Here is a 23,857-nt window from a genome sequence, read left to right on the forward strand (position 1 = left end):
TGCGGATTGCCGCTTCCGCGGCGGATGAACTCCCGTCCGAAACCCTCCCCCGAAACCGCGCGCGATGGCTTCGTGCGCGTTCGCGGCGCGCGCGAACACAACCTGAAGAATATCGACGTCGACATTCCGCGCGATGCGCTCGTTGTATTCACAGGCGTGTCCGGCTCCGGCAAGTCGTCACTTGCGTTCGGCACGCTCTACGCCGAGGCGCAGCGGCGCTACTTCGAGTCGGTCGCGCCTTACGCGCGCCGGCTGATCGAACAGGTCGGCGTGCCCGAATTCGATTCGATCGAAGGACTGCCGCCCGCCGTCGCGCTTCAGCAGCAGCGCGGCACGCCGAGCGCGCGCTCGTCGGTGGGAAGCGTCACGACGCTTTCCAGCCTCGTGCGCATGCTGTACTCGCGCACCGGCAGCTATCCGCCGAAGCAGCCGATGCTCTACGCCGAGGACTTCTCGCCGAACACGGTCCAAGGCGCCTGCCCGACGTGCCACGGGCTCGGACGTGTGTACGAAGTCACCGAAAAGTCGATGGTCCCCGACGACACGCTCACGATCCGCGAGCGCGCGATCGCTGCGTGGCCCCCCGCTTGGCACGGGCAGAATCTGCGGGACATCCTCGTTACGCTCGGCTACGACGTAGATATTCCGTGGCGAGAGCTGCCGAAGAAGGACCGCGATTGGATCCTTTTCACCGACGATTCGCCCACGGTGCCCGTCTACGCCGGCTTAACGCCCGAGGAAACGCGGCTTGCGCTCAAGCGCAAGATGGAGCCGAGCTATCAGGGCACGTTCACCGGCGCGCGCCGCTATGTGCTGCACACGTTCGCGAATACGCAAAGCGCGCTGATGAAGAAACGCGTATCGCGCTACATGATCGGCCGGGAGTGCCCGGCATGTCACGGCAAGCGATTGAAGCGCGAGGCGTTGTCCGTGACGTTCGCCGGACTCGACATCGCCGCGTTCTCGCAGATGCCGCTCGCGCGCCTCGCCGACCTGCTCGCCCCGATCGCGCGCGGCGAACTGCCCGCGCACACCCACGGCATCGACGGCGACAGCGCTATCCTTGGCAAGCAGGCGATGCGCGAAGCGACCGAGAAACGCGTCGCAGCGGGCGGCTCCGCGCACAAGGCGGCGCCGAACGTGCGGCGTACGCCCAACATGTCGGACGAGAAGCGCGTCGCAGCGCAGCGCATCGCGGAGGAATTGCTCGAGCGCCTCACGACGCTGATCGACCTCGGGCTCGGCTACCTCGCGCTCGATCGCTCGACGCCTACGCTTTCATCGGGCGAATTGCAGCGCTTGCGGCTCGCGACGCAGCTTGCCTCGCAACTATTCGGCGTCGTGTACGTGCTAGACGAGCCGTCGGCAGGATTGCATCCTGCCGACGGCGAAGCGCTTTTCACGGCGCTCAAGCGGCTGAAGGCGGCGGGCAATTCGCTTTTCGTCGTCGAGCACGATCTGAACATGATGCGACGTGCGGACTGGCTCGTCGATGTAGGCCCGGCCGCGGGCGAAGCAGGCGGTCACGTGGTGTACAGCGGGCCGCCGGCGGGGCTCGCGAAGGTCGAAGCGTCGCAGACGCGCAAGCATCTCTTCGGCATGCACAAGCGTGCCGCGCACGCTCCGCGCACGCCTTCGGGCTGGTTGCGGCTCGCGAAAATCACGCGCAACAATCTGCACGGACTCGACGCGGCGTTTCCGCTCGGCTGCTTCACGACCGTGACCGGCGTATCGGGCTCGGGCAAATCGAGCCTCGTCAGTCAGGCGCTGCCGGAGCTCGTCGCGGGTCGCCTCGGCCGCACGATCACACCGGACGCCGACGAAGAACTCGACCCGCTCCTCGCCGCCTATACACAGCCCACGGGCGGCGACATCGTCGAAGGAATGGAGGCGGTCCGGCGGCTCGTGCGCGTTGACCAGAAGCCGATCGGCCGCACGCCGCGCTCGAATCTCGCGACCTACACCGGCCTCTTCGATCAGGTGCGCAGGCTCTTCGCCGAGACGCCGGCCGCCCGCAAGCGCCGCTACGACGCGGGCCGCTTCTCGTTCAACGTCGCGAAAGGCCGCTGCCCGACGTGCGAAGGCGAAGGGTTCGTCAGCGTCGAACTGCTGTTCCTGCCGAGCGTGTACGCGCCCTGCTCCACCTGCCACGGTACGCGCTACAACGCGCCGACGCTCGAAATCGAATGGCGTGGCAAGAACATCGCGCAGGTGCTCGGGTTGACGGTCGATGCCGCCTGCGACTTCTTCGCCGACGAAGCGCAAGTCATGCGCGCGCTGCAAGTGCTGCAGGACATCGGCCTCGGTTATTTACGGCTCGGACAGCCCGCGACGGAGTTATCGGGCGGCGAAGCGCAGCGCATCAAGCTCGCGACCGAACTGCAGCGCGCGCAGCGCGGTGACTCGCTCTACATCCTTGACGAGCCGACGACAGGCCTCCACCCCGCCGACGTCGACCGTCTGATGACGCAGTTGCAGGGACTCGTCGACGCAGGCAACACGGTGATCGTCGTCGAGCATGACATGCGTGTTGCGGCGCACAGCGACTGGCTGATTGACATCGGACCTGGCGCGGGCGACGACGGCGGAAGGACGGTTGCGTGCGGCCCGCCTCGTGAAGTTGCGAAAGTGGCAGAAAGCCGCACGGCCGCCTATCTGCGCGATCGTTTGCCGTAAACATGAAAACAGCGGTCGAGCAGCAGCCCATGCAACTTGTTCCAGACGCCTGCCTTCTGCCACGCGTTTAGCCGACGCCAGCACGCTTTCGGGAAAAGGCATTCGATCGCGTGAAGGCCTGCTCGGTTTTCGAATGGGGGATCCGATTTCAACAGCGTCGAATCCGTTACAAGTCTACGTTTGCCGCCATCGCAATTACACGTCTCGCCATCCGGATGTTCGCATAGTCGACCAGTTTGCCATCGATCTGAACGGCGCCACGTCCGTCGCGCTCCGCTTCAATGAGCGCCGCTACAACACGCTCAGCCTGGCAAAGCTCGTCGTCGCCAGGAACAAAAGCGTGGCGCGTCGCATCGATCTGGCAAGGATGAATGACCTGCTTTCCATCGAACCCCATTGTTGCAGCCTTGATAGCCAGTGACGACGTCAAATCGCGATCATGAAACGCTCCGCAGGGCCCATCGATTGCTCTCAGGCCGTGAGCGCGCGCCGCGACCAGGATACGCATCATCGGATAAGCCCACATATCGAGCGCCGTGCTTGAGTAATCACCTTGCGCAGAGCGCGCGGTCAGACGGTAGCCTGGATGTGAAAGCCCGATATCGACACCTTTTGCCCCAATCGATGCCGAAAAGTCGCCTACGCCAAAATGCAGTGACTCGATCAATTCCGAATGTCCCGCGATCTGCTCGCAGTTCGTAAGCCCGAGAGCCGTCTCGATCATCACTTCCAGACCGAGTGGCACCCTCCCACGCCTGCTGTGCAGGTTGATCAGTCCGACAACGCTGTCCACGTCGGCAGTACACTCAACCTTTGGAACGAGAAGCGTGTCCAGCCGCGGCGCGAACATCGACAACTGCGCCACCTCTCTTTCGACGGTCGCGCTCGCCGGAATATTGACGCGCACGCTTACAGTTTTTTTCCCCCAGTCCAGCTCGTTGATCGCCGCGATAGCGCCGAGGAGCGCGGTCTCCTTTTGAGCTTGCGGCACGGCATCCTCCAGGTCGAGAAAGACTGCATCCGCCGAACTGCGGGCCGCCGATTCGACCATCCGACGCTGATGGGCCGGTACCGCAAGAAACGTTCTTGTAACACGCATGGAACTATGATCCTCGTACGGTTCAGGGGTCGGTCAGGCGATGCGCAGGCGGGACGGATGCAGTCCCAGCTCCCCAAGGATGTCGTCCGTATGCTCGCCTACATCGGGCACGCTTTTCATCGCTGGCGACAGTCCGTCAATAATGACCGGCGGCAAAAACACCTCAAGTGGGCCCTCCGGACTCCCGATGGACGCCACTCGCCCGCGTTCGTGCAACTGCGGGTGCCCGAGGAAATCTTCGACTGTGTTCATGCAGCCATTGGCGATGGCCGCTCGTTCGAGAAGATCCCCCAGCTCTGCGCTCGTCCATTTGGCGAAGTACTGGTTGATCAATGCTTCAAGGGCATCGCGATTGCGCACGCGATCCGGGTTCGACGCGAAGCGCGGGTCGGTGCGAATATTCGCATCACCCAGCACTTTTTCGCAAAAATTCCGCCACTCCCGCTCGTTCTGGATTCCGAAGAAAACCGTCTTGCCGTCGCCCGCGATAAATGGCCCATATGGCGCGATAGTTGCGTGACGAGCGCCGGAGCGCTCGACGGGCTTGCCACTGTCGCGTGTGTAGTACGCAGGGTAACTCATCCACTCGGCCATAGCATCGAACAGCGAGACTTCCAATGCGGTGCCCCTGCCTGTCCGCTCGCGCCGATAGAGCGCAAGCAAAATGCCATTCAGCGCATACATGCCGGTTGCGATATCGACGATAGACAAACCGCACTTTACCTGTTCATCGGGTGTGCCATTGATCGACAGGAAGCCGGTTTCGCATTGAACCAGCAAGTCATAGGCCTTCTTCTTTGCATACGGTCCCGTCGAACCATAGCCCGAGATGTCGCAGGCTATGATGCGCGGATAGCGCTCAATGAGTGACCTGGCGTCGAGCCCGAGTCGCTTCGCGGCGCCAGGCGCGAGATTCTGAATGAACACGTCCGCGCGTGGCAACAATTCTTCCAGTACCTCCTGCCCGAACTCTGACTTCACGTCTAATGCCAAGCTTTCTTTTGAGCGATTTGCCCAAACAAACTGACTCGACATGCCGTGCATCGCCTTGTCATATCCGCGGGCAAAATCGCCGCTGCCCGGTCGTTCAATCTTGATGACACGCGCCCCCCAATCGGCAAGATGCCGACTGGCGAGCGGAGCAGCGATTGCCTGTTCGAGCGAAACCACCGTGATGTTATCCAGGGGAAGGTTCATATCCGACGCTTTCTCAGTTGGTTGACGACTGTCTAATGGGCTGCCTGATTGATTGCACCCAACTCACCGAGAAAGTTTCTCGCAGGCGATGCGGCCTGTGAATCATCGATTTCCGAATGCCGCGTTCGCGATTGAAGACTTGCACCGATGATCGAACGAACGGCCGAATCTAGTACATCGTTTCAGGCAACCCGATTCAGGGTGCGTTGCTCCAGAAAGCTCTCCACGTTGGCGCAAACCGCACGCGCAAGCGTCTCGACAGCGGATGAGCTTGCCCATGCCACGTGCGGCGTCAGCAACAGATTGTCCGGCTGACCGGTGACGAAGCGATGCTGCTCGTGCGGTGGTTCAACCTGCAACACGTCAAGCGCCGCACCGGCGATGGTTTGCCTGAAAAGCGCGGCCTCAAGCGCGCGCTCGTCGATGAGCGCGCCGCGCGCCGTATTGATCAGCACTGCAGTGGGACGCATCATCGAGAACTCGCGCTCTCCGATCAGACCTTCAGTGTCAGCTGATAGAGGGCAATGCAATGAGATCACGTCGCTGGCGGAAATCACCGTGTCAAACAAGGTATAGCCTGGCCGCGCTTCAGTCCTGCCCTTACGCTCGCTTGCCAGCACTCGCATTCCCAGTGCTGTCGCTATCCGCATAACCTCCTTGCCGATCGCGCCCAAGCCGATCAGACCGAGCGTTGCACCGCGTATGTCGCTAATGGGCGCGCCGTGAACACAAAATACCGGCGACGCGGTCCACGCAGACGAAGCGGCCAACTGACTGTAGGAAAGCATTTTCCGCCGCAACATGAAGATGCAGGCGATTACATGCTCGGCGACGCTCAATGCAGCATACGCAGGCACATTGGACACCTGAATACCGTGTTCACGACACCAGGCTAGATCTACGCTGTCACTACCGCTGGCCGCAATGCAGATGTACCGGAGCCGCGGAAGTTGCCGCAGCGTGTCAGACCGAAGCGGAACCTTGTTGGTGATGGCAATGTCGGCGTCTGCCAGCGCATCGACAAGCTCATGCTCGCGGGTACTGGGGCGCTCTGTCCAGCGGTCGGATGACCGGGGACGAGGTACTGGCACAGGCAACGTTGCACTGTCCAGAAAAACAATATGGCTCATGTGAGTAGGATCCCCAACGTTCGGTTAGGTCTCCGGTCCCTGAATCAGACCGGGGTGTGGAGATTGCAGATGGCGAACGAAATTTTGCGCACAACGCGGCAATGCATCGAAGTCACGGTAGCCGATCAGGCTCTCAAGCTTCGTCCACTCATCGCTAAAGGGGACGATCTTGTAGCCATAGCTTTCATCCGGCGTTTTCACAGTGACGTCAGACATGACTGCCAGGCCAATTCCGGCGCGCACCATGGTGCGCATGGCATCGAAGCTCGTTACCTGCAGGCGGACACGCAACTTGCGCTGCAAGTCCGCGGCACACGACTGCATCATCCGGAAAATCAGGCTGCCTTCGTGGAAGGCAATCAGATCGTAATCGAGCGTCTCGGCGAAGGAGACTTCACTTCGGTCCGCCAGCGGATGCTGCAAGGGAACCACGACGACGAGGTTCGAACGTCTGAACGGATGCACTGTCAGTCCAGCCGTCGAGACACCAGACCAGAACACGCCCAGATCCGCGAGACCGTCGCGCAACGCACGAACGATGAACGGGCTGCTCCATTCTTCGAGATGAACATCGATCTGCGGATAGGCTTCGAGGAAGGTGCGAATGGTCGGGCCAAGAAAACCGACAATCGCGGTGCTGTTTGCGAACACACGGACTTCGCCCTTGGAGCCGTCGCCGAATTCGCTCATCTGCGCGCGCATGCGCGCCATCACCAGCATCATGTCCTTCGCGTGCGTCACGAGTTCCAGTCCGGCAGGCGTCGGCCGAACCCCCACGTTGCGGCGCTCGAGCAATTGCACCCCGAGCGCGTCTTCGAGATCGCTGATCCGCTTACTGACGGCGGAAGTCGCAATGAAGTGACGCTCGGCGGCCCGCGCGAAATTGCGTTCTTCAATAACAGTCAGGAATATATTTAACGTTACAAGATCAATTCGCATGCAGATTGCTCCGGCAACGCGAGTTGGGTGCGCAAGGCACGGTCCCGGTATTCAGGCCTGCGCACCTGACGTGTGCCCTCAGCCGTGATTAAGAGTGATCGTCTTCAGGGTCGTAAAGCTCAACAGGCCCTCCATCCCCTTCTCGCGACCATAGCCGCTTTGCTTTACACCGCCGAACGGCAACTCTATGCCTCCGCCTGCGCCGTAGCAATTGACGAACACCTGGCCTCCATGAAACGCGTGAGCCAGACGCATCTGGCGGCCGCCGTCGCGCGTCCAGATACCCGCAACCAGACCGAATGCCGTGTCGTTCGCGAGACGAACGGCCTCCGCTTCATCCGAAAATGGCATTGCAACCAACACAGGACCGAAGACTTCGTCCTGGGCAAGCGTGTGCATGTGGGGTACGTCGCGCAAAAGCACAGGCGGCTGAAAGTACCCTCCCGGCGCTGCATCCGGCGCAAGCTTCGCAGTCGCGGCAACGCGGATCTTGTCAGCATCGGCCCTGGCAAGGAAGGTTTTTACCCGATCGAGCTGGGTTGCGTTGATCAACGGCCCGCAATCGTAGTTTCCTTCCGCTGGGCCGGCCGTAACCGCTTCAAAGCTGCGCGCCAATCGTTCGACAACTTCCTCATAACGCGAAGCCTGCACCAGCAAGCGGCTACCGGCGGAACACGTCTGCCCGCTATTCTGCACAATGGCATTGCGAATGACCGGTAATGCGGCATCCAGATCGGCGTCGTCGAAGACGATTTGCGGAGACTTCCCGCCGAGTTCGAGCGTCACGGGGCAATGGTGCCTGGCTGCCGCCTGTGCGACGGCGGTGCCCGTTGCGGGAGAGCCCGTAAACGAGATATGCGCGATGCCGGGATGTTCGCTGAGCGCGACGCCAGCTTCACGGCCGTAGCCCGTTACGATGTTCAGCACACCTGCGGGTAGCCCCGCTTCGGCTGCAAGCTCGGCCAGTTTGAGATACGAGAGACAGGCGTCTTCGGCCGGCTTCACCACGCTTGTGTTGCCGGCCGCAAGCGAAGCCGCGACGCTGCGTCCGAACATCGCGGCGGGATAATTCCATGGAATGATATGCCCGGTCACGCCATGCGGCTCGCGAACGGCAAGCACCGTATGTCCAGGCAGAAAAGGAATGGTCTCTCCATGCAGCTTGTCACAGGCACCCGCATAGAATTCCAGGTAGCGGGCGCATACGGTGATATCGGCCGCGGCTTGCTTTAGCGGCTTGCCCGTGTCCTCCGATTCGATGCGCGCCAGCGTCTCGTGATTGTCGAGCACCAGCTGGCCCAGGCGCGCGAGAATGCGGCCGCGCTCGACTGGACCGACACGCCGCCAGGTGGTGTCGAAGGCTTTGCGCGCTGCCTTGACGGCGGCGTCGATGTCGGCCGCATCGCCACGAGCGATGCGCGCTAACTCCAGACCTGTGGACGGGTTGATCACGGCAATCGTGCCGCCGCTCGAGGGAGCCACCCATTGATTACCAATGAAATGATGGGCTGTCGTCACGTTATTTCCCCTGTACCGAGATTTCTCGTTCCATCCCGCGTGGTTCGGCGGTGAGAATGCCATCGTCGCTTTCGATCTGGAGCGGCACCCAGTTGGTCGAACGCACGAAGTCGCCACGCGGCTTTTCCACGGCACGTGGACGGTTCGCAACGCGGTTATAGGTGATGTATGCCTGCCAGCGGTTCTCCGCCGACATGTTCACACCGGAGCCGTGGATGGTGAGGCAGTGGAACAGCACCAGCGTGCCCGCCTTGCCGACGATCGGCACCGGCGCGCCAGACGTCTCAAGGATCTTCCTGATCTGATCACGCTGTACTGCGCGTTGCGGCAACTGGTAAGCGGCCTGGCTATCGTCGTAGTAATGGTCCACGAGACCTAATTTATGGCTGCCTGGAATCATATACAGCGCGCCATGGATTTCCTGTGTGTCGCTGAGCATGACCATCGCCGTCAGCATGTCATGCTCGGGATATCCATCATGCACCCAATAACCAAAGTCCTGATGCCAAAGCCAGCCTGTGCCCTCGAGCGCAGACTTGGTATTTACCTTGGTATGGGCGATATACACCTCGTCGCTGCCGAGCGTTTGCATCACCGGACGCAGCAGGCGCGGTGTGCGCGACAGCGCCCGATACTGCGGCGAGGCAACGGGGCCGTCGTTTTCGTGGACCCGAAAGATTGAGCGTACCGCACCCGAGCGTTCGCGGAAGACGGAATCCGCCTCGATCGCGCACAAACGCTCGGTATCCTCCCTGAGGGCGCGCACTTCCTCACTGCTGTAGCAGTTGGGAATAACGATGAATCCGTCACGGTGGTAATCCACAATCTGTTGCCTGGTCAATTCCATCTCGTCTCCTTGTTTAGTCAATCCAGCCTACGAAGCAAGTCTAAAACAGCAGGTATCTCCTTTCGTTGTTCAATCGCGATGTCGGCGTTGCCAGGTTGAGAATGACCCCGCCCCTCTGTTCTTGCATACTTGGCTTGTCCATCGGGCCGAGATCGATCAGGCCCGGCTGGAGCAGACAAAAGCGCAGTGAGAAATCTGCCAACTCATTTGCCAGTTCATCATGGAGCGAGACATGTCAATCAACACGCCGGCCGCCATTGCATATGTGGAGGCCCCCCCGGACGAGCGCAGTGTCTATTCGAAGGTGTCATGGCGACTTATCCCCTTTCTGCTCATGTGCTACACAGCTGGCTATCTCGACCGCGTGAACGTCGGTTTCGCCAAGCTCCAGATGCTCGATCAGCTGAAGTTCAGTGAAACGGTCTATGGTCTCGGCGCCGGTATCTTCTTTGTCGGCTATGTGATATTCGAAGTGCCTAGCAACATCGTCATGCACAAGGTCGGCGCGAGGATCTGGATCGCCCGGATCATGATTACGTGGGGCCTTATTTCGGCGGCGATGGTTTTCGTCAAGACGCCGACCACCTTCTACGTGATGCGTTTCTTTCTCGGCGTAGCTGAAGCCGGCTTTCTCCCTGGCATCCTGCTATACCTGACGTACTGGTATCCGTCGTCGCGCCGTGGACGCATCACTGCGCTATTCCTCGCTGGCATTCCTCTCGCCGGCATGCTCGGCGGCCCGCTTTCCGGTTGGATCATGCATTCATCAGGCAATATCAGCGCGTGGTCCGGATGGCAGATGATGTTCCTCCTCGAGGCAATGCCGTCGGTACTGCTCGGCATCGCTGTGTTTTTTGTACTAGGCAACGACGTCCGCTCCGCCAAATGGCTCACAGAAGCGGAGAAGCAATTGCTCGCGGCGAATCTGGAACGCGAGATTCCCGAGGCGCAGGTGCATTCGCTGCGGGGCGCTTTCACCGACATCCGCACGTGGATCCTGTGCGTTATGTACGCTTTTATCCTGATGGGCGAATACGGCGTTCTGTTCTGGATGCCCACTATCATCAAGGACACCGGCGTCACGGATCCGTTACAGGTCGGCTTGCTGACCGCGATTCCATACACCGCGACTGTCATTGCAATGTTCCTTGTTGGGCGGCATTCGGATCAGACACGTGAGCGCCGTTGGCATCTCGCGCTGCCTGGTGTCGTCGCGGCAATCGGCCTCGGGCTCGCCGCGAAGTATCCTCATAGCACCGTGATGGCCGTGTGCGGACTGACGATCGGCACTATGGGTGTCCTGTCCGTCGTTTCGCAGTTCTGGAATCTGCCGCCTGCGTTGCTTGGCGGTGTGGCGGCCGCTGCGGGCATTGCGCTCGTCAACTCGGTCGGCAACCTGGCCGGCTTCGTCAGCCCGTACATGCTCGGGTGGATCAAGCAAAACACGGGCACTACGAGCATCGGGCTGTATGTCCTTGCTGCGAGCATGATCGTTGGCAGCCTGATCGTGTTCTGTTTCCCGTCGCGATTGATTGATCGTTGAGAGCAGCCGCGACGCCGCCTTCGCGACAGAACAGGCCTCGCGCTACTTCGCTCGCCACGCAATCCTGTTGGTCCAGTCAAGGGGCAACGCAGAGAACATGGGTGAATTTTGCAGATTCCCGGCCGTATGTGGTCAGCCGTGATCCAGAGCGTCTCGATCAGTTCCTTGATCTCCTTGGCCGCCGCGGGCCGACGAGGCTCCCATTCGACCCGCGTTGGCGACTCGACGGTCCCCTCGCCTGCTTCCGCTCCAGCGCCGAAAATGACCAGGTCATAGACGGCATAGCAGCAGGATCGATTTGCGCTCAGCGTGACAGGGGATGCGGCGAGTGCGCGGACGCACGCGCGCCTGGCGCTGCGGCCGCCTCGTCTTCCGGCTCTGCGGACAGATCCCGCTTGAAAGTCTCAGCGAGGAAAAACGCGCACACCAGGCTCAGCAACCCTGTCGCCGCGATATAGATCGAAATGGGCAGCGTCTGGCCATACGTCGCGAACAGATAGGTGGCGATCAGCGGCGTCGGTCCTGATGTGATGATGCCGGCGATCTGATACGGCAGCGAAGCACCCGTATAGCGCACCCGCGTACCGAACAGTTCCGCAAACCACGTCGATTGCACGCCGTACACCGACGCCTGGCTCAACGCGATACCGCAGACGTACGCCACGAAAATCATGGTCGTATTGCGTGTCTCAAGCAACGGAAAGAACGCGAATCCATAGATCGCCACGAACACCGCGCCGAGCATGAAGACGGTCCGGCGTCCAATCAGATCCGACAGTTTGCCGAACAATGGCAGCGTGATCAGCGCGAAGGCGCAGCCGAGAATGATGGCGTTCAGCAGCATGCCCTTTGGCAGGCCGAGCCGCGTCGTGCCATAGACCAGCACGAACACGTTGATCACGTTGAAGGTAATGTCGACCGCGAAGCGCGTGCCGATCGTCAGCACGAGGTCTTTCGGATGCCGGCGCAGCAATTCGATCAGCGGCGCCTTCACGACCTGCTTGCTCGCCTTGATCTGTTCGAATACCGGCGACTCCATGACGCGCAGGCGGATGAACAAGCCAATCGCGATCAACGCGACGCTCAGCAGGAACGGCAGGCGCCATCCCCACGAATAGAACGCGTCTGACGGCATACTCGACACGGCTTTGAACACCGCCGTCGAGAGCATCAGCCCGAGCGGCACGCCCAATTGCGGGAACGCGCCGAAGAAACCACGTTTTCTGGCCGGCGCCGTTTCGACCACCATCAGCACCGCGCCGCCCCATTCGCCGCCGACGCCGAGCCCTTGCAGGAAGCGCATCGCGACCAGCAGGATCGGCGCCCAGACGCCGATCGAGGCGTAAGTCGGCAGCAGGCCGATCACGAAGGTGCCGACGCCCATGATCGTCAGCGTCGCGACGAGCGTCGCCTTACGTCCGATGCGATCGCCAAAGTGTCCGAAAAACACGGCGCCGAAGGGCCGTGCGAGATAGCCGACCGCAAAACTGCCGAACGCCGCGATGGTGCCGACCATCGGATCGAACGAGGGGAAAAACAGCTTGGCGAAGACCAGCGCCGAAGCGGTGGCATAGAGAAAAAAGTCGTACCACTCGATGGCGGTCCCGACCACCGAAGCGACCAGCACACGGTTGACGGCCGAGCGGCTGATGACCGGCGCGTTGCCGGATGAAATGGGCGATGTATTCATGTCTCCTCCCTTCTCTGGGAATCTATGTTTTGAACTGCTGCGTGTCGGCGGCGCGGGTTCGCCCGCACGTTACGATCAGTTCACTGGGCTCACCAGTGCAGTTCCATCGGAAACTGGTCGAGCGTTTCGACGCCGCCCGAGGTTAACCGCACGATTCGTTCCGTGCGCAAACCGCCGACGTTCGGCACCGTGATCGTCGCCTTCAGGGTAAAGACCATGTTTTCCTGCAGCACGGTCTTGTTGCCCGGCCCGATCCACGGCGCTTCTTCTTCCGGGTCCATGCCGGTGCCGTGACCGGTGCCGTGGCCGCGCGCTTCGCTCGAGTATTGCTCGTAGTTCGATTTCACCAGCGCCTGCTGGATCACCGCGTTCAGTTCGAGGGCCGCCATGCCGGGACGCGCGGCGGCCAGCCCCGCTTCGACCGCGCGGGCCGCTGCCGCGACGATCGCCATCTTCTCGGGATTCGCCGGACCGTAGGTGAAACCGCGTCCGCCATCGGCCACGTAGCCACGATAACGCGCACCGATGTCAGTCATGATGAGGTCGCCCGGTTGCAGGATGCGGTCGGTGGGGCGCGCCAGGTTATAGGCCGAGCGCGGTCCGGATTGCACCATCGAATCGAACGCGGTCCGGTCCGCTCCTCCCGCGAGCATCGCGCGGTCAGCGATCAAAGCGAGTTCACGCTCGGTGTAGGGACGGCCGTCGGCGAGCGCGTCGCGAATCGCGGCCATCGCCGAATCGGTCAAGGCGGCGGCTTTGCGCATCAGAGCGACCTCGGCCTCGCTCTTGATCGCCTTGATTTCGGCCAGCACCATCGTCGGTTCGAGCTTCAGTTCGCCGAGACCGGCGTTCAGGCGCTGCAACAGGTCCGCGGGGATATAGGCGGCGCCGGCGAGGCCGACCGTGCCGCTGCGGTACCGTGCCGAAAATGCCTGCACCTGTTGCGTGACTTCACGCAGGCTGCGCACCTCGAAGGCGGTCACGCTCGTCGCGTAATCAAAGCATTGATCCGACACGAACAGCACGGGGTCGCCGTCCACCGGCAGCAGCAGGATCGCGTTGGCGATGTCCGATACGCCGTCGAGCGGGCGGAACTCGGTAAAGTAGCCGATGTTCGCGCCACGCCAGCAATCGCCGAAGGCGAGCAGGCCGACCAGGCCCGCCTTGTCGAGTGCGCTGCGGACCCTGGCGACGCGGCCGAGGAACTCGTCGGTTGTGATGCCTTCCGGCGGAATGTCTGCGGTACGGATGTTCATTGCGTCTTCGTCTCCTGTACGGCTGCATGCGCGGATGCTGGATGCAGCCGGTCTCAATGCCCATGATGGGAATTCGCCCGCCTTGGAATGCAGGGCGTCTACTGCATCGTAGAATCGATCGATATGCTTTTATAATGAAAAATAACGCGAAACCTATATCGATACGGAATACATGGAGGCGACCGTGACCTCGACAATTCATCCGGACAACGGCGCCGGGGCCATCGCGACGGGCCGCTTCGACCCCACGCGTCTAAAGACGCGCCAATTGGCCCTGATCGTTCAGCTCGACACCCATCGCTCGGTATTGCGCGCGGCGGACGCCGCGCACATGACCCAACCCGGTGCGACCAAGTTGCTGCGGGAACTGGAAGAGACGATGGGTGTGCCATTGTTCGAACGGCATCCGCGCGGGGTCGAGCCCACCTGGTACGGCGAGGTGCTGATCCGCCATGCACGCAGCGTGCTGGCCGAGCTGCGGCACGCGTACGACGAAGTGTCCGCGCTCAAAGCGGGCCTGACCGGGCAGGCGATGATCGGCACCGAGATCACGGCGGCCACCAACCTCGTCCCGAAGGCCGTGGCCCTACTCAAGAAGCGCTTCCCGCAGATTCGCATCAACATCGAGATGGAGTTCAGCGAGGTGCTGGTGCAGCGTCTGCAGGAAGGCAAGCTGGATATGATCGTCGCGCGAATTCGCAATCCAGACGATCTGGTGGAACTGCACTACGCCCCGCTTGCTGAAGCACAGCACGGGCTATTCGCACGCGTTGGCCATCCGCTCGTCAAGCGCAAGACGCTCAGCTGGAACGAACTGGCGCCGCAAACGTGGATCCTGCCGCCGAAAGGCAACGTGATGCGCAATCAGTTCACGCAACTTTTTCTCGAACGGAAGCTCACGTTGCCCACGGATGTGGTCGAGAGCTCGTCGCTGCCTGTCATCACGAGTCTGCTGCAAATGAGCGATATGATCGCGCCGCTTGCGCGCGACCCGGTGCAGCCATATTGCATTGCCGGCGCGCTCGAACCGCTGCCGTTCGAACTCGATCTGAAGCTCGGACCGGCCGGCATCGTCACACGGCGCGGCGACAGGCTCTCACCGGGTGCACGGGCGATGCTGCAAGCGCTGCGCGAGGCCGCCGGATTCGATACCCAAGGCCCCGACGCCGACAGCGACTGACTTACCGCGACGGGACTCAGCGCGGGCCGTCCACCGCGACGCTTGCGCCGGGCTGTAGTAACCATTCATGCGCCGGCTCGTTGTGTACATGCCAGGTGCGACGCGGACCGGCCATCACATTCAGGTAGTAGAGGTCGTAGCCGTGCGCGGCGGCAACCGGGTGATAGCCGCGCGGCACCAGCACGACATGCTTGTCGTACGCCGCGAGCGTTTCGTCGAGACTGCGGTCGTCGGTATAGACGCGCTGAATCGCGAAGCCCTGCGGCGGCGACACGCGGTGGTAATAGGTTTCCTCGAGATAGGTCTGCTGCTCGCCATCGTCGGTATCGTGCCGATGGGGCGGGTAGCTGGACCAGTTGCCCGCTGGCGTCACCGATTCCACCACCAGCAAGCTCTCCGCCGGCTCGGTTTCCGGCAGGATGTGGCGCACGTGACGCAGGTTGGTGCCAGCGCCGCGGGTTTCCTGCTTGACCTCGTCAGGTGCAATGAAGCGCGGCGGCAGACCGCCCTTCGCGGGCGCGGAGCAGATGCCGAGTTCGACGTCGTCCGCGGCCTCGATCGTGTAGCGCGTATGGGGTGGCACATACATGGACCACGGCGCGCCATCGAACGGCGACATCCGAGCGCCGATCGCGCGGCTCGCCAGCCCTTCGCAACCGACCATCGCGTGACCCTTGACGATTACGATCACGACTTCGCGATTGCCTGTATCCTGCGTGACCGTGGCGCCGACCTTCAGGTCGAAAACATCGAAGCCGACGTATTTCCAGCCGGCGCTCGCCGGCGTGACATGGATGATATGGCCATCTTCGCCATGTTTTGACGGTTTGACGAGCAGTTCGCTCATGTCTTCCTCCAGTTATTTAGTACCACTACCCGCCGGAATGGGGCGTTCGCGGCGGCTACGTGCATGGCCTGAGGCGGAACAAGCGTCCATGGCTTTGACGGCGCCTTGTGCGCGAATCGCCGCCAGATGGCGTGCGACTTGCGCGACGAAGTGCGGTTGTGCACGCAGATCGCATCCAAAAATCGACTCGATTTCGAACAGTGTTCGTACCGCATCAATGGCATCTGCGTACAAGGTCGCGCGGACCGCTTCGGTCAGTCTGTCGGCGAGAGGATCCGCGATCGCGTAGGTGCGCCCTGTCTCGTCCTGACCGCTGAGGTACGCGATCCAGCCGGCCAGCGCAAAGGCAAGACATTCGGTCGGCGCGCCGCTTTTCAAGTTGGCGCGCACGCTTTCCAGCCAGCGTGGTGGCAGTTTCTGCGAGCCGTCAGTCGCGATTTGTTGCAAGCGGTGATCTAACGCGGCGTTGCGAAAACGCGTGAACAGTTCAGCGCGATAGCTGGCCAAAGCGGGGCGCGACAGCGTCGGCTCCACCTCGTCGCGCAACATGCTTTCGACAAAGTTCAGCACGGCCGGCACACCGATCGCCTGATCGACGGTGTCATAGCCGATCAGCGACCCGAGGTACGCGAGCGCCGAATGCGTGCCGTTCAACATCCGCAATTTGGCCTGCTCATAGGGACGCGCGTCAAGGACGAGCGTCGCGCCTGCGCGCTCCCACGCCGGCCGCGGTCCCGCGAAGCGGTCCTCGATCACCCATTGCGAAAACGGCTCGGTCATTACCGGCCACGCATCGTCGGCGCCGAGTTGCTTCGCTACGCGCGCGCGATCGGCCTCGGTGGTAAGCGGCACGATTCGATCCACCATGGTATTGGGAAATGCGCCCTCCCGCTCGATCCAGTCGGCCAGCACAGGATCCGATTGGCGCGCGAACGCCAGCGTCAATGCGCGCATCGTATCGCCGTTGGACGGCAGGTTGTCGCACGACAGCACGGTAAACGGGCCCTGACCGGCCGCGCGGCGCAGCGCCATCGCACGCACGACGAAGCCGATCGCGCTACGCGGCGCGGCGGCCTCGCGCAGATCATGGGCGATGTCGGGATGATCGAATTGCAACGCGCCGCTGGCCGGACTGCGGCAATATCCTTTCTCTGTGATCGTCAGGCTGACGATATGGCAGCGCGGATCGGTCATCGCATCGAGCACGGCGGCGGGCGACTGTGGCGCGACCAGCGAGGCGATCAGCGCACCGACTACCTGGAACGACTGCGCGGTGCCGTCGCGCACATCTACGGCATACAAATGATCCTGCGGAGTGAGCGCCTCCGACGTGTCCGCATGTCGCAACGACACGCCGACGATGCCCCAGCGGTGATCGCCAGCGCGCAACGTGTGCTCCGTGTACACGGCTTGGTGCGCGCGATGAAACGCCCCGAGGCCCAGATGGACAATGCCCGGTGCGAGGCTCGCGCGATCGTAGCCGGGAACGACGACTTCGCCAGCAGCGCTCGCCACCAGTGAAGGCAAGGCGGCGTTACTCAGCCGCATGATCGGCCGGATGTTTGGCGAGGCCTTCCCAGATGCCGTTCAGGTAGACCGCACCCAGCGCGCGGTCGAACAGCCCATAGCCGGCGCGGCCCGTTTCGCCCCAGATCATTCGCCCATGGTCCGGCCTTGCATAGCCTTCAAAGCCGGTTTCGAAATAGGCCTTGACGATATCCGCCATGTCGAGCGAGCCGTCGGCCGAGCGATGCGAGGTCTCATGAAAATCGCCCGCCGCATTGGTTTGCACGTTACGCAGGTGTGCAAAATGAATCCGGCCACGCGCGCCAAACTCGCGCACCAGAGCCGGAATATCGTTCTGCAGGTCCGCGCCCAGCGACCCCGAACACAGCGTCAGGCCGTTGGCCGGATCGTCGACGATAGCCAGCACGCGCTGCAGGTCCGCACGATTCTTCACGATGCGCGGCAGCCCGAAAATCGGCCGCGGCGGATCGTCGGGGTGGATCGCCATCTTGATCCCGGCTTCTTTGGCCACCGGAATCGTCGCGCGCAGGAAGTAGTCGAGATTGGCCCAGAGACCGGCTTCGTCAAGCGCTTCGTAGTCGCGCAACAGGGCTTTCAATTGCTCGGGCCGATAGCTCGCGTCCCAGCCGGGCAGCTGGATACCATGGCTGACGTCGAGTTCGCGGATCGCTTGCGTGTCGAACGCGAGCGTCGTCGATCCATCAGGCAGGGGCATTTCCAGCGAGGTGCGGGTCCAGTCGAAAACCGGCATGAAGTTGTAGCAGACCACCTTCACACCGCAGGCGCCGAGGTTAAGCAGCGTCTGGCCGTAGTTGGAGATGAGCGTGTCGCGCGTCGGTTTGCCGAGCTTGATGTCCTCGTGCACCGGCACGCTTTCGATCACTTCCAGCGTCAGGCCGTGAGCCTCTATCTTCTCCTTCAGCGACAGGATCCTGTCGATCGGCCACACCTCGCCCACAGGCACGTCATAGATCGCCGAGACGACCCCGACCATGCCAGGGATCTGACGGATGTAAGCGAGCGGCACGGGGTCGGTGTCGCCATACCAGCGAAAGGTCATTTTCACGTTCGAGTCTCCTCCTCACAGGCTCGCTGCGCCTTCAACGACGCTGCGTATCAGTGAACGGTTGGTTCGGCCTTTCCGCGTTGGCCCCTGCGCGGCGACGCGGCGTATGGACGCCGAGCGCCTGTCGGGGTCCATGCGGGGGCGCAGCCAGGTCTCTGCATACTAACGACGATTGCCATGCCTTTATAATGAAGAATAAGGCTGTATCTATATGATTATGGAATACCTCAAATTGCGGCGTCCTCAAGGCAGTCGTCGAAGTTCCCGGAGGTCGCGCCCACGCGTTAGTCGGCCCATTCAGCCTTGCGGAGCTCGCCGGGGCGAACAAATGTAAGGATTCCTAAGCGAGCTACGAGATGGTGCTGCGGGATGCGCATCTCGCGCCTGACCATCTGAAACCGCACGCTGACGCAGTGCTGATGGGCAGTGAAGAAAGCGGGCCACGGCTCGCTGTGGTGAAGTGAAGAGCCCAGAGTGAGGCACACTCTGGGCACAGTGCCCGGCGGATTCTTTGGGCGCAGTAGCGTTAAAGGCAGTTGGCGCTGAGCCTAAACGCTTGAAGCAAAAAGCTTTATTCTGGTGGGCCGGGTGGGATTCGAACCCACGATGTCCTTTCGGAGGCGGATTATGAGTCCGCTGCCTGCAACCAACACGGCGTCCGGCCCACGAAGCTACGAAGCGTAGCGAGAACAAAAGACCTGCAACAACCCAGCATCAACAAAAAAGCCCGGTCTACCCAAAGGCCGGGCTTTTCGATGACAGGCCGACATACTACACGAAACCGGGCCAGCCTGGCCATCGTGCACGCGACTTCCGTGCATTAAAACTAACCAACCTCAATTCCCTTCGAGGAACGACTTGAGCTTGTCCGAGCGGCTCGGGTGGCGCAGCTTGCGCAGCGCCTTCGCTTCGATCTGGCGAATCCGCTCACGCGTGACGTCAAACTGCTTGCCCACTTCTTCGAGCGTGTGATCGGTGCTCATCTCGATGCCGAAGCGCATGCGCAACACTTTCGCCTCGCGCGGCGTGAGCGAATCGAGCACGTCTTTCACGACATCGCGCATCGAGGCATGCAGCGCGGCATCGGCCGGCGCCACCGTGTTGTTGTCCTCGATGAAGTCGCCCAGATGCGAATCGTCGTCGTCGCCGATCGGCGTTTCCATCGAGATCGGTTCCTTCGCGATCTTCATGATCTTGCGGATCTTGTCCTCCGGCATCTCCATCTTCTCGGCGAGCGTTGCCGGATCCGGCTCGAGACCGGTTTCCTGCAGGATCTGCCGCGAGATGCGGTTCATCTTGTTGATCGTCTCGATCATGTGAACCGGAATGCGGATCGTGCGCGCCTGGTCCGCGATGGAGCGCGTGATGGCCTGGCGGATCCACCACGTCGCGTAGGTCGAGAACTTGTAGCCGCGGCGATATTCGAACTTGTCCACCGCCTTCATCAAACCGATGTTGCCTTCCTGGATCAGGTCGAGGAACTGCAAACCGCGGTTCGTGTACTTCTTCGCGATCGAGATCACGAGACGCAGGTTCGCCTCGGTCATCTCGCGCTTCGCCTGGCGCGCCTTCAGTTCGCCGGCCGCCATCTGGCGGTTGGTTTCCTTCAGGTCCTTGAGCGGCAGCACCACGCGCGCCTGCAGGTCGAGCAGGCGCTGTTGCTGTTCACGGATCGCAGGAATATTGCGCGAGAGGATGCCGCTGTAGGCATGGCTCTCGGCGACGATCTTCTCCGACCACTCGAGATCGGTTTCATTGCCCGGGAAACGCGCGATGAATTCCGAGCGCGGCATGCCGCACTTGTCCACGACCGTGTGCAGGATCTGGCGTTCGACCTGGCGCACTTCGTCCACCTGGGCACGCAGCGTGTCGCACAGGCGCTCGACGGTACGCGCCGTGAAGCGGATCGACATCAGCTCGTTCTGGATGGTTTCCTGCGCCTTGAGGTAGGACTTCGACTTGTAGCCTTCCTTCTCGAACGCGCGGCGCATCTTGTCGAACCATTCGCTGATGAGCGCGAACTTGTCGAGCGACGCACGCTTGAGGGCTTCGAGCTGCGCCGCGTTGGCCGTCGCCTGCGCCGCGCCGTCGTCCTCTTCCTCCTCCTCTTCTTCTTCCTCTTCCTCTTCGTCCTCTTCGCTCTCGTTCTCGATCTCTTCGGCTTCCTTGGCATTGAAGCCGTCGGTGTCTTCGGCGTTCGGATCGATCAGGCCGTCCACGAGTTCGTCCACGCGAATCTCGTCGTTGGCCACGCGTTCGGCCATGGCGAGAATGTCGGCAATGGTGGTCGGGCAAGCGGAGATCGCCATGACCATGTGCTTGAGGCCGTCTTCGATGCGCTTGGCGATTTCGATTTCACCTTCGCGCGTGAGCAGCTCGACCGTGCCCATTTCGCGCATGTACATGCGCACCGGGTCGGTCGTGCGGCCGAATTCGGAGTCGACGGTCGAGAGCGCGACTTCGGCTTCCTCTTCGACTTCGTCATCCGACGAAGCGTTGGGCGCGTTGTCGTTGAGCAGCAGCGTCTCGGCGTCGGGCGCCTGCTCGTAGACGGCCACGCCCATGTCGTTGAACGTGCTGATGATGCCTTCGATCGCCTCGGTTTCCGTGAAGTTGTCCGGAAGGTGATCGTTGATTTCCGCATACGTGAGGAAGCCGCGCTCCTTGCCGAGCTTGATGAGCGCGCGCAGTTTCGTGCGGCGCTCTTCGAGTTCCTCGGCGGTGCCGGGCTGCGACGACGCGAACGCGTCCTTCAGCAGCGCCTTTTCCTTCGCTCGCCGGTCACGCGCACGGGAGGTCTTCTCCCCCTTGCCCGCGGCGGGCGTGCTGTCTTCGCTCTGGTTTGCGTCGTCATCGACGGGTACTTCATTCAGCTTTTTCGTCATGGAGTTCGCCGTACCGGCTATAGTCTCGACTCGCGGCTGCTGGACAACAGCCTCTTGAACCGTGGATGCTTGAGCCTCGCGCGCTGCCGCATCGTCCGCGACGGCAGGCACTTCCCTTGCACTTCTCGACCCGGACCGCTTCGTTGCCGGCTGGGTGGCGGCTTTTGCCGCACGCGCCGGTGCTGCTCGCGCAGCCGAAGCAGCCATCGACCTCTTCCGGGTACCCGGCTCGGTTCGGCTGGTGGACTCAGTGCCCGACGAACGGGCGGAACTGGCAACTGTGGCCTTTGTGACCTTGCTGGTCGGCTCCGTCGAGCCCTTGCCTGTCGCCTTTTTTCCGCCTGTAGTCTTTGCCATTGCCATTCCGCCCTTGCTGGATAACTGAACAGTCGCGGGTTACCCCAACCCGTTATGTCCGCCCGGAAAAAACAAAAAAACCGCTGAAAACTTGTTATTTTACCACGCAGCGCAATAATCCCTTCGTGCGGTCCCTTCCCTACAAACCGAGCTGACGCTTCATGTCAGCGCGTGTCTGATTCAGTGACATCAACTCGGCAAGCTCCTCCGGCGTATGCCGCGACTGCCGCGAAAGCGCGTCCAGGCGCTCGCAACAGGCGTCGTACCGCATCTTCAGGATCGCCGCCGCCAATTCTTCGCTCACGAGCCGCTCCTGCTCGCGACGCTCCTCCACCGCGGAGCCATCTTCCGGATTTTTCATCAGCAAATCCCGAACGTTTTCATCATAGTCCAGAATTTCGCGAAAAATCTCCTCGAAGGTCGGAGCATTGGCCCCATTTCTCAGCAGGTCGGAAAGCAGCTGAAATTCCGCCGACCCGCCCAGCGCCCGGGCGTGGGTGGTCACTTCCTCGAACAACTCGCCGTGGCGCGTCAGTCCGATCAGCGCTTTTTCGGCGTCTTCGTCGAGTTGCAGCACGATGCGCGGGTGCATCACCAGATTGCGCAGCGCCTTGCGTTCGATACCGGTCACAAGGTGCCGGTCCTTGCGCGCCGGGGCCTGACGCGCCGCCTGGGCAATGCGCGCATCGACTTCGCACAGCGCGGCCACTTCCTCGAACGGCACGTCGAGGCGGTCCGCGAACATATGCATGATCTGCGAGCGCAACGCGTTCGCCGGCAGCGCCTGCAGCAGCGGCTTGGCGTCGAAGAGCGCCCGCGCGCGCCCTTCAGGCTGGTCCAGCTCCTTGTCCGCGAGCACTTCGTTGAGCATGAACTGGGACAGCGGCATGGCCCGTTCGACCTGCTCCGAGAACGCCTCGGCACCGAACTCGCGCACGTAGCTGTCCGGATCGTGCTCCTGGGGCAGGAACAGGAACCGGATGGTCCGGTTGTCGGCCGCGTGCGGCAGGCACGCGTCGAGCGCGCGCCGCGCGGCACGCCGGCCCGCCGAATCGCCGTCGAAGCTGAAGATGACGGTATCCGTCTGACGCATGAGCTTCTGCACGTGAATCGGCGTGCATGCCGTGCCGAGCGTCGCCACCGCGTTCTGGAAACCCAGTTGGGCGAGCGCGACGACGTCCATATATCCCTCGACCACCAGAACATAGCGCTGTTCCCGGATCGCGAGGCGCGCCTCGAACAGCCCGTACAGTTCGCTGCCCTTGTTAAATAGCGGCGTTTCCGGGGAATTCAAATACTTGGGCTCGCCGCTGTCGAGCACGCGGCCGCCAAAGCCGATCACCTGCCCCTTTACGTTGCGGATCGGGAACATCACGCGGTCGCGGAAGCGGTCATAGCGGCGCGACTCGCCTTGCGCGTCCTGCTTTTCACTGACGATGACGAGACCCGCTTCGACCAGCGCGTCGTCGCGATAGTTGGCAAACGCGGTTTCGAGGTTCTGCCACCCATCGGGCGCATAGCCGAGGCCGAAGCGCGCGGCGATTTCGCCTGTGAGGCCGCGCTTCTTGAGGTACTGGATGGCGTTGGGTGCGCTGCGCAACTGCTTGCGGTAGTAGTCGCAGGCGGTCTGCATCACCTCGGAAAGCGCGGTCGTGACCGCTTTCGAGGCGGTTGGCGCGTAGCCGCCCGGTGCCCCAGCCCCGGCCCCACGCATGGGCGACGGCTCTTGCGGCACGCTCAGGCCGACCGACTGGGCCAGCTGGTTCACGGCTTCCGGGAAGGTCAGCCCCGCGTGCTCCATGAGGAAGCCAATGGCGGTGCCATGCGCCCCACAGCCGAAGCAATGATAGAACTGCTTGGTTGGACTAACGGTGAAGGAGGGGCTTTTCTCGTTGTGGAACGGGCACAGCCCCATGAAGTTCGCGCCGCCCTTTTTGAGCTGCACGTAGCGACCCACCACGTCGACGATATCGACGCGGTTCAGCAGGTCCTGCAAAAACGAATGCGGAATCATCGAGGCAGACGCGCTCGGGCGGCCGGGGCTCGCACGGCCCGTGTACGTTGTGTACGGGCCTCGCGGCGGCGCCCGGAGGCCGGGCC

Annotated in this window: 17 protein-coding genes and 1 tRNA gene; 4 read left to right on the forward strand and 14 right to left on the reverse strand. The window is 62.0% G+C overall.

The window, feature by feature from the left end; translation table 11 throughout:
- Positions 1 to 24: 24 nt before the first annotated feature.
- Entirely contained in the window at positions 25 to 2,676 is a 2,652-nt protein-coding gene (locus tag VSR34_RS07535) for an excinuclease ABC subunit UvrA (protein WP_342962234.1), read from the forward strand.
- A 166-nt stretch (positions 2,677 to 2,842) separates the two neighbouring features.
- Here the strand turns inward: VSR34_RS07535 and VSR34_RS07540 are convergent, their stop codons facing one another.
- The 6 genes from VSR34_RS07540 to VSR34_RS07565 form a co-directional block, all read right to left on the reverse strand.
- Entirely contained in the window at positions 2,843 to 3,775 is a 933-nt protein-coding gene (locus VSR34_RS07540; protein ID WP_342962235.1) for a CoA ester lyase, read from the reverse strand.
- A gap of 33 nt (positions 3,776 to 3,808) precedes the next feature.
- Positions 3,809 to 4,972: a CaiB/BaiF CoA-transferase family protein gene (locus tag VSR34_RS07545; RefSeq protein ID WP_342962236.1), complete on the reverse strand. Its 1,164-nt coding sequence runs from the start codon at positions 4,970 to 4,972 to the stop codon at positions 3,809 to 3,811.
- Positions 4,973 to 5,154: 182 nt separating this feature from the next.
- The gene (locus tag VSR34_RS07550; RefSeq protein WP_342962237.1) at positions 5,155 to 6,102 is read right to left on the reverse strand and encodes a D-2-hydroxyacid dehydrogenase; all 948 of its coding nucleotides are present in this window, start codon (positions 6,100 to 6,102) and stop codon (positions 5,155 to 5,157) included.
- A 24-nt stretch (positions 6,103 to 6,126) separates the two neighbouring features.
- Positions 6,127 to 7,041, reverse strand: coding sequence for a LysR family transcriptional regulator (locus VSR34_RS07555; RefSeq protein ID WP_342962238.1), 915 nt, complete (start codon positions 7,039 to 7,041; stop codon positions 6,127 to 6,129).
- Between the two features lie 78 nt (positions 7,042 to 7,119).
- On the reverse strand, positions 7,120 to 8,559 hold the full coding sequence (locus VSR34_RS07560; RefSeq protein ID WP_342962239.1) for an aldehyde dehydrogenase family protein: 1,440 nt from the start codon (positions 8,557 to 8,559) through the stop codon (positions 7,120 to 7,122).
- 1 nt (position 8,560) lies between these two features.
- Positions 8,561 to 9,406, reverse strand: coding sequence for a phytanoyl-CoA dioxygenase family protein (locus tag VSR34_RS07565; RefSeq protein WP_051390836.1), 846 nt, complete (start codon positions 9,404 to 9,406; stop codon positions 8,561 to 8,563).
- A gap of 232 nt (positions 9,407 to 9,638) precedes the next feature.
- On the opposite strand from VSR34_RS07565, the gene VSR34_RS07570 reads away from it, so the two are divergent.
- Positions 9,639 to 10,949: an MFS transporter gene (locus VSR34_RS07570; RefSeq protein ID WP_051390837.1), complete on the forward strand. Its 1,311-nt coding sequence runs from the start codon at positions 9,639 to 9,641 to the stop codon at positions 10,947 to 10,949.
- A 304-nt stretch (positions 10,950 to 11,253) separates the two neighbouring features.
- Here the strand turns inward: VSR34_RS07570 and VSR34_RS07575 are convergent, their stop codons facing one another.
- Positions 11,254 to 12,639, reverse strand: coding sequence for an MFS transporter (locus tag VSR34_RS07575; RefSeq protein WP_342962240.1), 1,386 nt, complete (start codon positions 12,637 to 12,639; stop codon positions 11,254 to 11,256).
- 89 nt (positions 12,640 to 12,728) lie between these two features.
- Positions 12,729 to 13,895: a Xaa-Pro peptidase family protein gene (locus VSR34_RS07580; protein WP_342962241.1), complete on the reverse strand. Its 1,167-nt coding sequence runs from the start codon at positions 13,893 to 13,895 to the stop codon at positions 12,729 to 12,731.
- 184 nt (positions 13,896 to 14,079) lie between these two features.
- Here VSR34_RS07580 and VSR34_RS07585 point away from each other — a divergent pair, with 184 nt between their 5' ends.
- The gene (locus VSR34_RS07585) at positions 14,080 to 15,075 is read left to right on the forward strand and encodes a LysR substrate-binding domain-containing protein (protein WP_342962242.1); all 996 of its coding nucleotides are present in this window, start codon (positions 14,080 to 14,082) and stop codon (positions 15,073 to 15,075) included.
- A gap of 16 nt (positions 15,076 to 15,091) precedes the next feature.
- Here VSR34_RS07585 and iolB read toward each other — a convergent pair whose 3' ends face one another.
- The 5 genes from iolB to rpoD form a co-directional block, all read right to left on the reverse strand.
- Positions 15,092 to 15,922 carry a 5-deoxy-glucuronate isomerase gene (gene iolB / locus VSR34_RS07590; RefSeq protein WP_342962243.1) on the reverse strand — a complete coding sequence of 277 codons (831 nt, stop codon included), beginning with the start codon at positions 15,920 to 15,922 and terminating at the stop codon, positions 15,092 to 15,094.
- 12 nt (positions 15,923 to 15,934) lie between these two features.
- Positions 15,935 to 17,470, reverse strand: coding sequence for a mannitol dehydrogenase family protein (locus tag VSR34_RS07595; protein ID WP_342962244.1), 1,536 nt, complete (start codon positions 17,468 to 17,470; stop codon positions 15,935 to 15,937).
- Positions 17,457 to 18,509, reverse strand: coding sequence for a mannonate dehydratase (gene uxuA, locus VSR34_RS07600; protein WP_028211027.1), 1,053 nt, complete (start codon positions 18,507 to 18,509; stop codon positions 17,457 to 17,459). Before uxuA ends, VSR34_RS07595 begins: the two co-directional genes overlap by 14 nt.
- A 583-nt stretch (positions 18,510 to 19,092) precedes the next feature.
- Positions 19,093 to 19,180, reverse strand: a tRNA-Ile gene (locus VSR34_RS07605).
- 171 nt (positions 19,181 to 19,351) lie between these two features.
- The gene (rpoD, locus tag VSR34_RS07610) at positions 19,352 to 21,607 is read right to left on the reverse strand and encodes an RNA polymerase sigma factor RpoD (RefSeq protein ID WP_238327712.1); all 2,256 of its coding nucleotides are present in this window, start codon (positions 21,605 to 21,607) and stop codon (positions 19,352 to 19,354) included.
- 43 nt (positions 21,608 to 21,650) lie between these two features.
- Between rpoD and VSR34_RS07615 the strand changes: the two genes are divergently transcribed.
- On the forward strand, positions 21,651 to 21,785 hold the full coding sequence (locus tag VSR34_RS07615) for a hypothetical protein (RefSeq protein WP_342962245.1): 135 nt from the start codon (positions 21,651 to 21,653) through the stop codon (positions 21,783 to 21,785).
- 111 nt (positions 21,786 to 21,896) lie between these two features.
- Here the strand turns inward: VSR34_RS07615 and dnaG are convergent, their stop codons facing one another.
- Positions 21,897 to 23,771 (reverse strand): DNA primase, encoded by a 1,875-nt coding sequence (dnaG, locus tag VSR34_RS07620; RefSeq protein WP_028211030.1) that lies wholly within the window; start codon positions 23,769 to 23,771, stop codon positions 21,897 to 21,899.
- Between the last annotated feature and the right edge of the window lie 86 nt (positions 23,772 to 23,857).

Origin of the sequence: Paraburkholderia sp. JHI2823 (genome assembly GCF_038900695.1) — a bacterium.
Taxonomy (GTDB): Bacteria; Pseudomonadota; Gammaproteobacteria; order Burkholderiales; family Burkholderiaceae; genus Paraburkholderia; species Paraburkholderia mimosarum.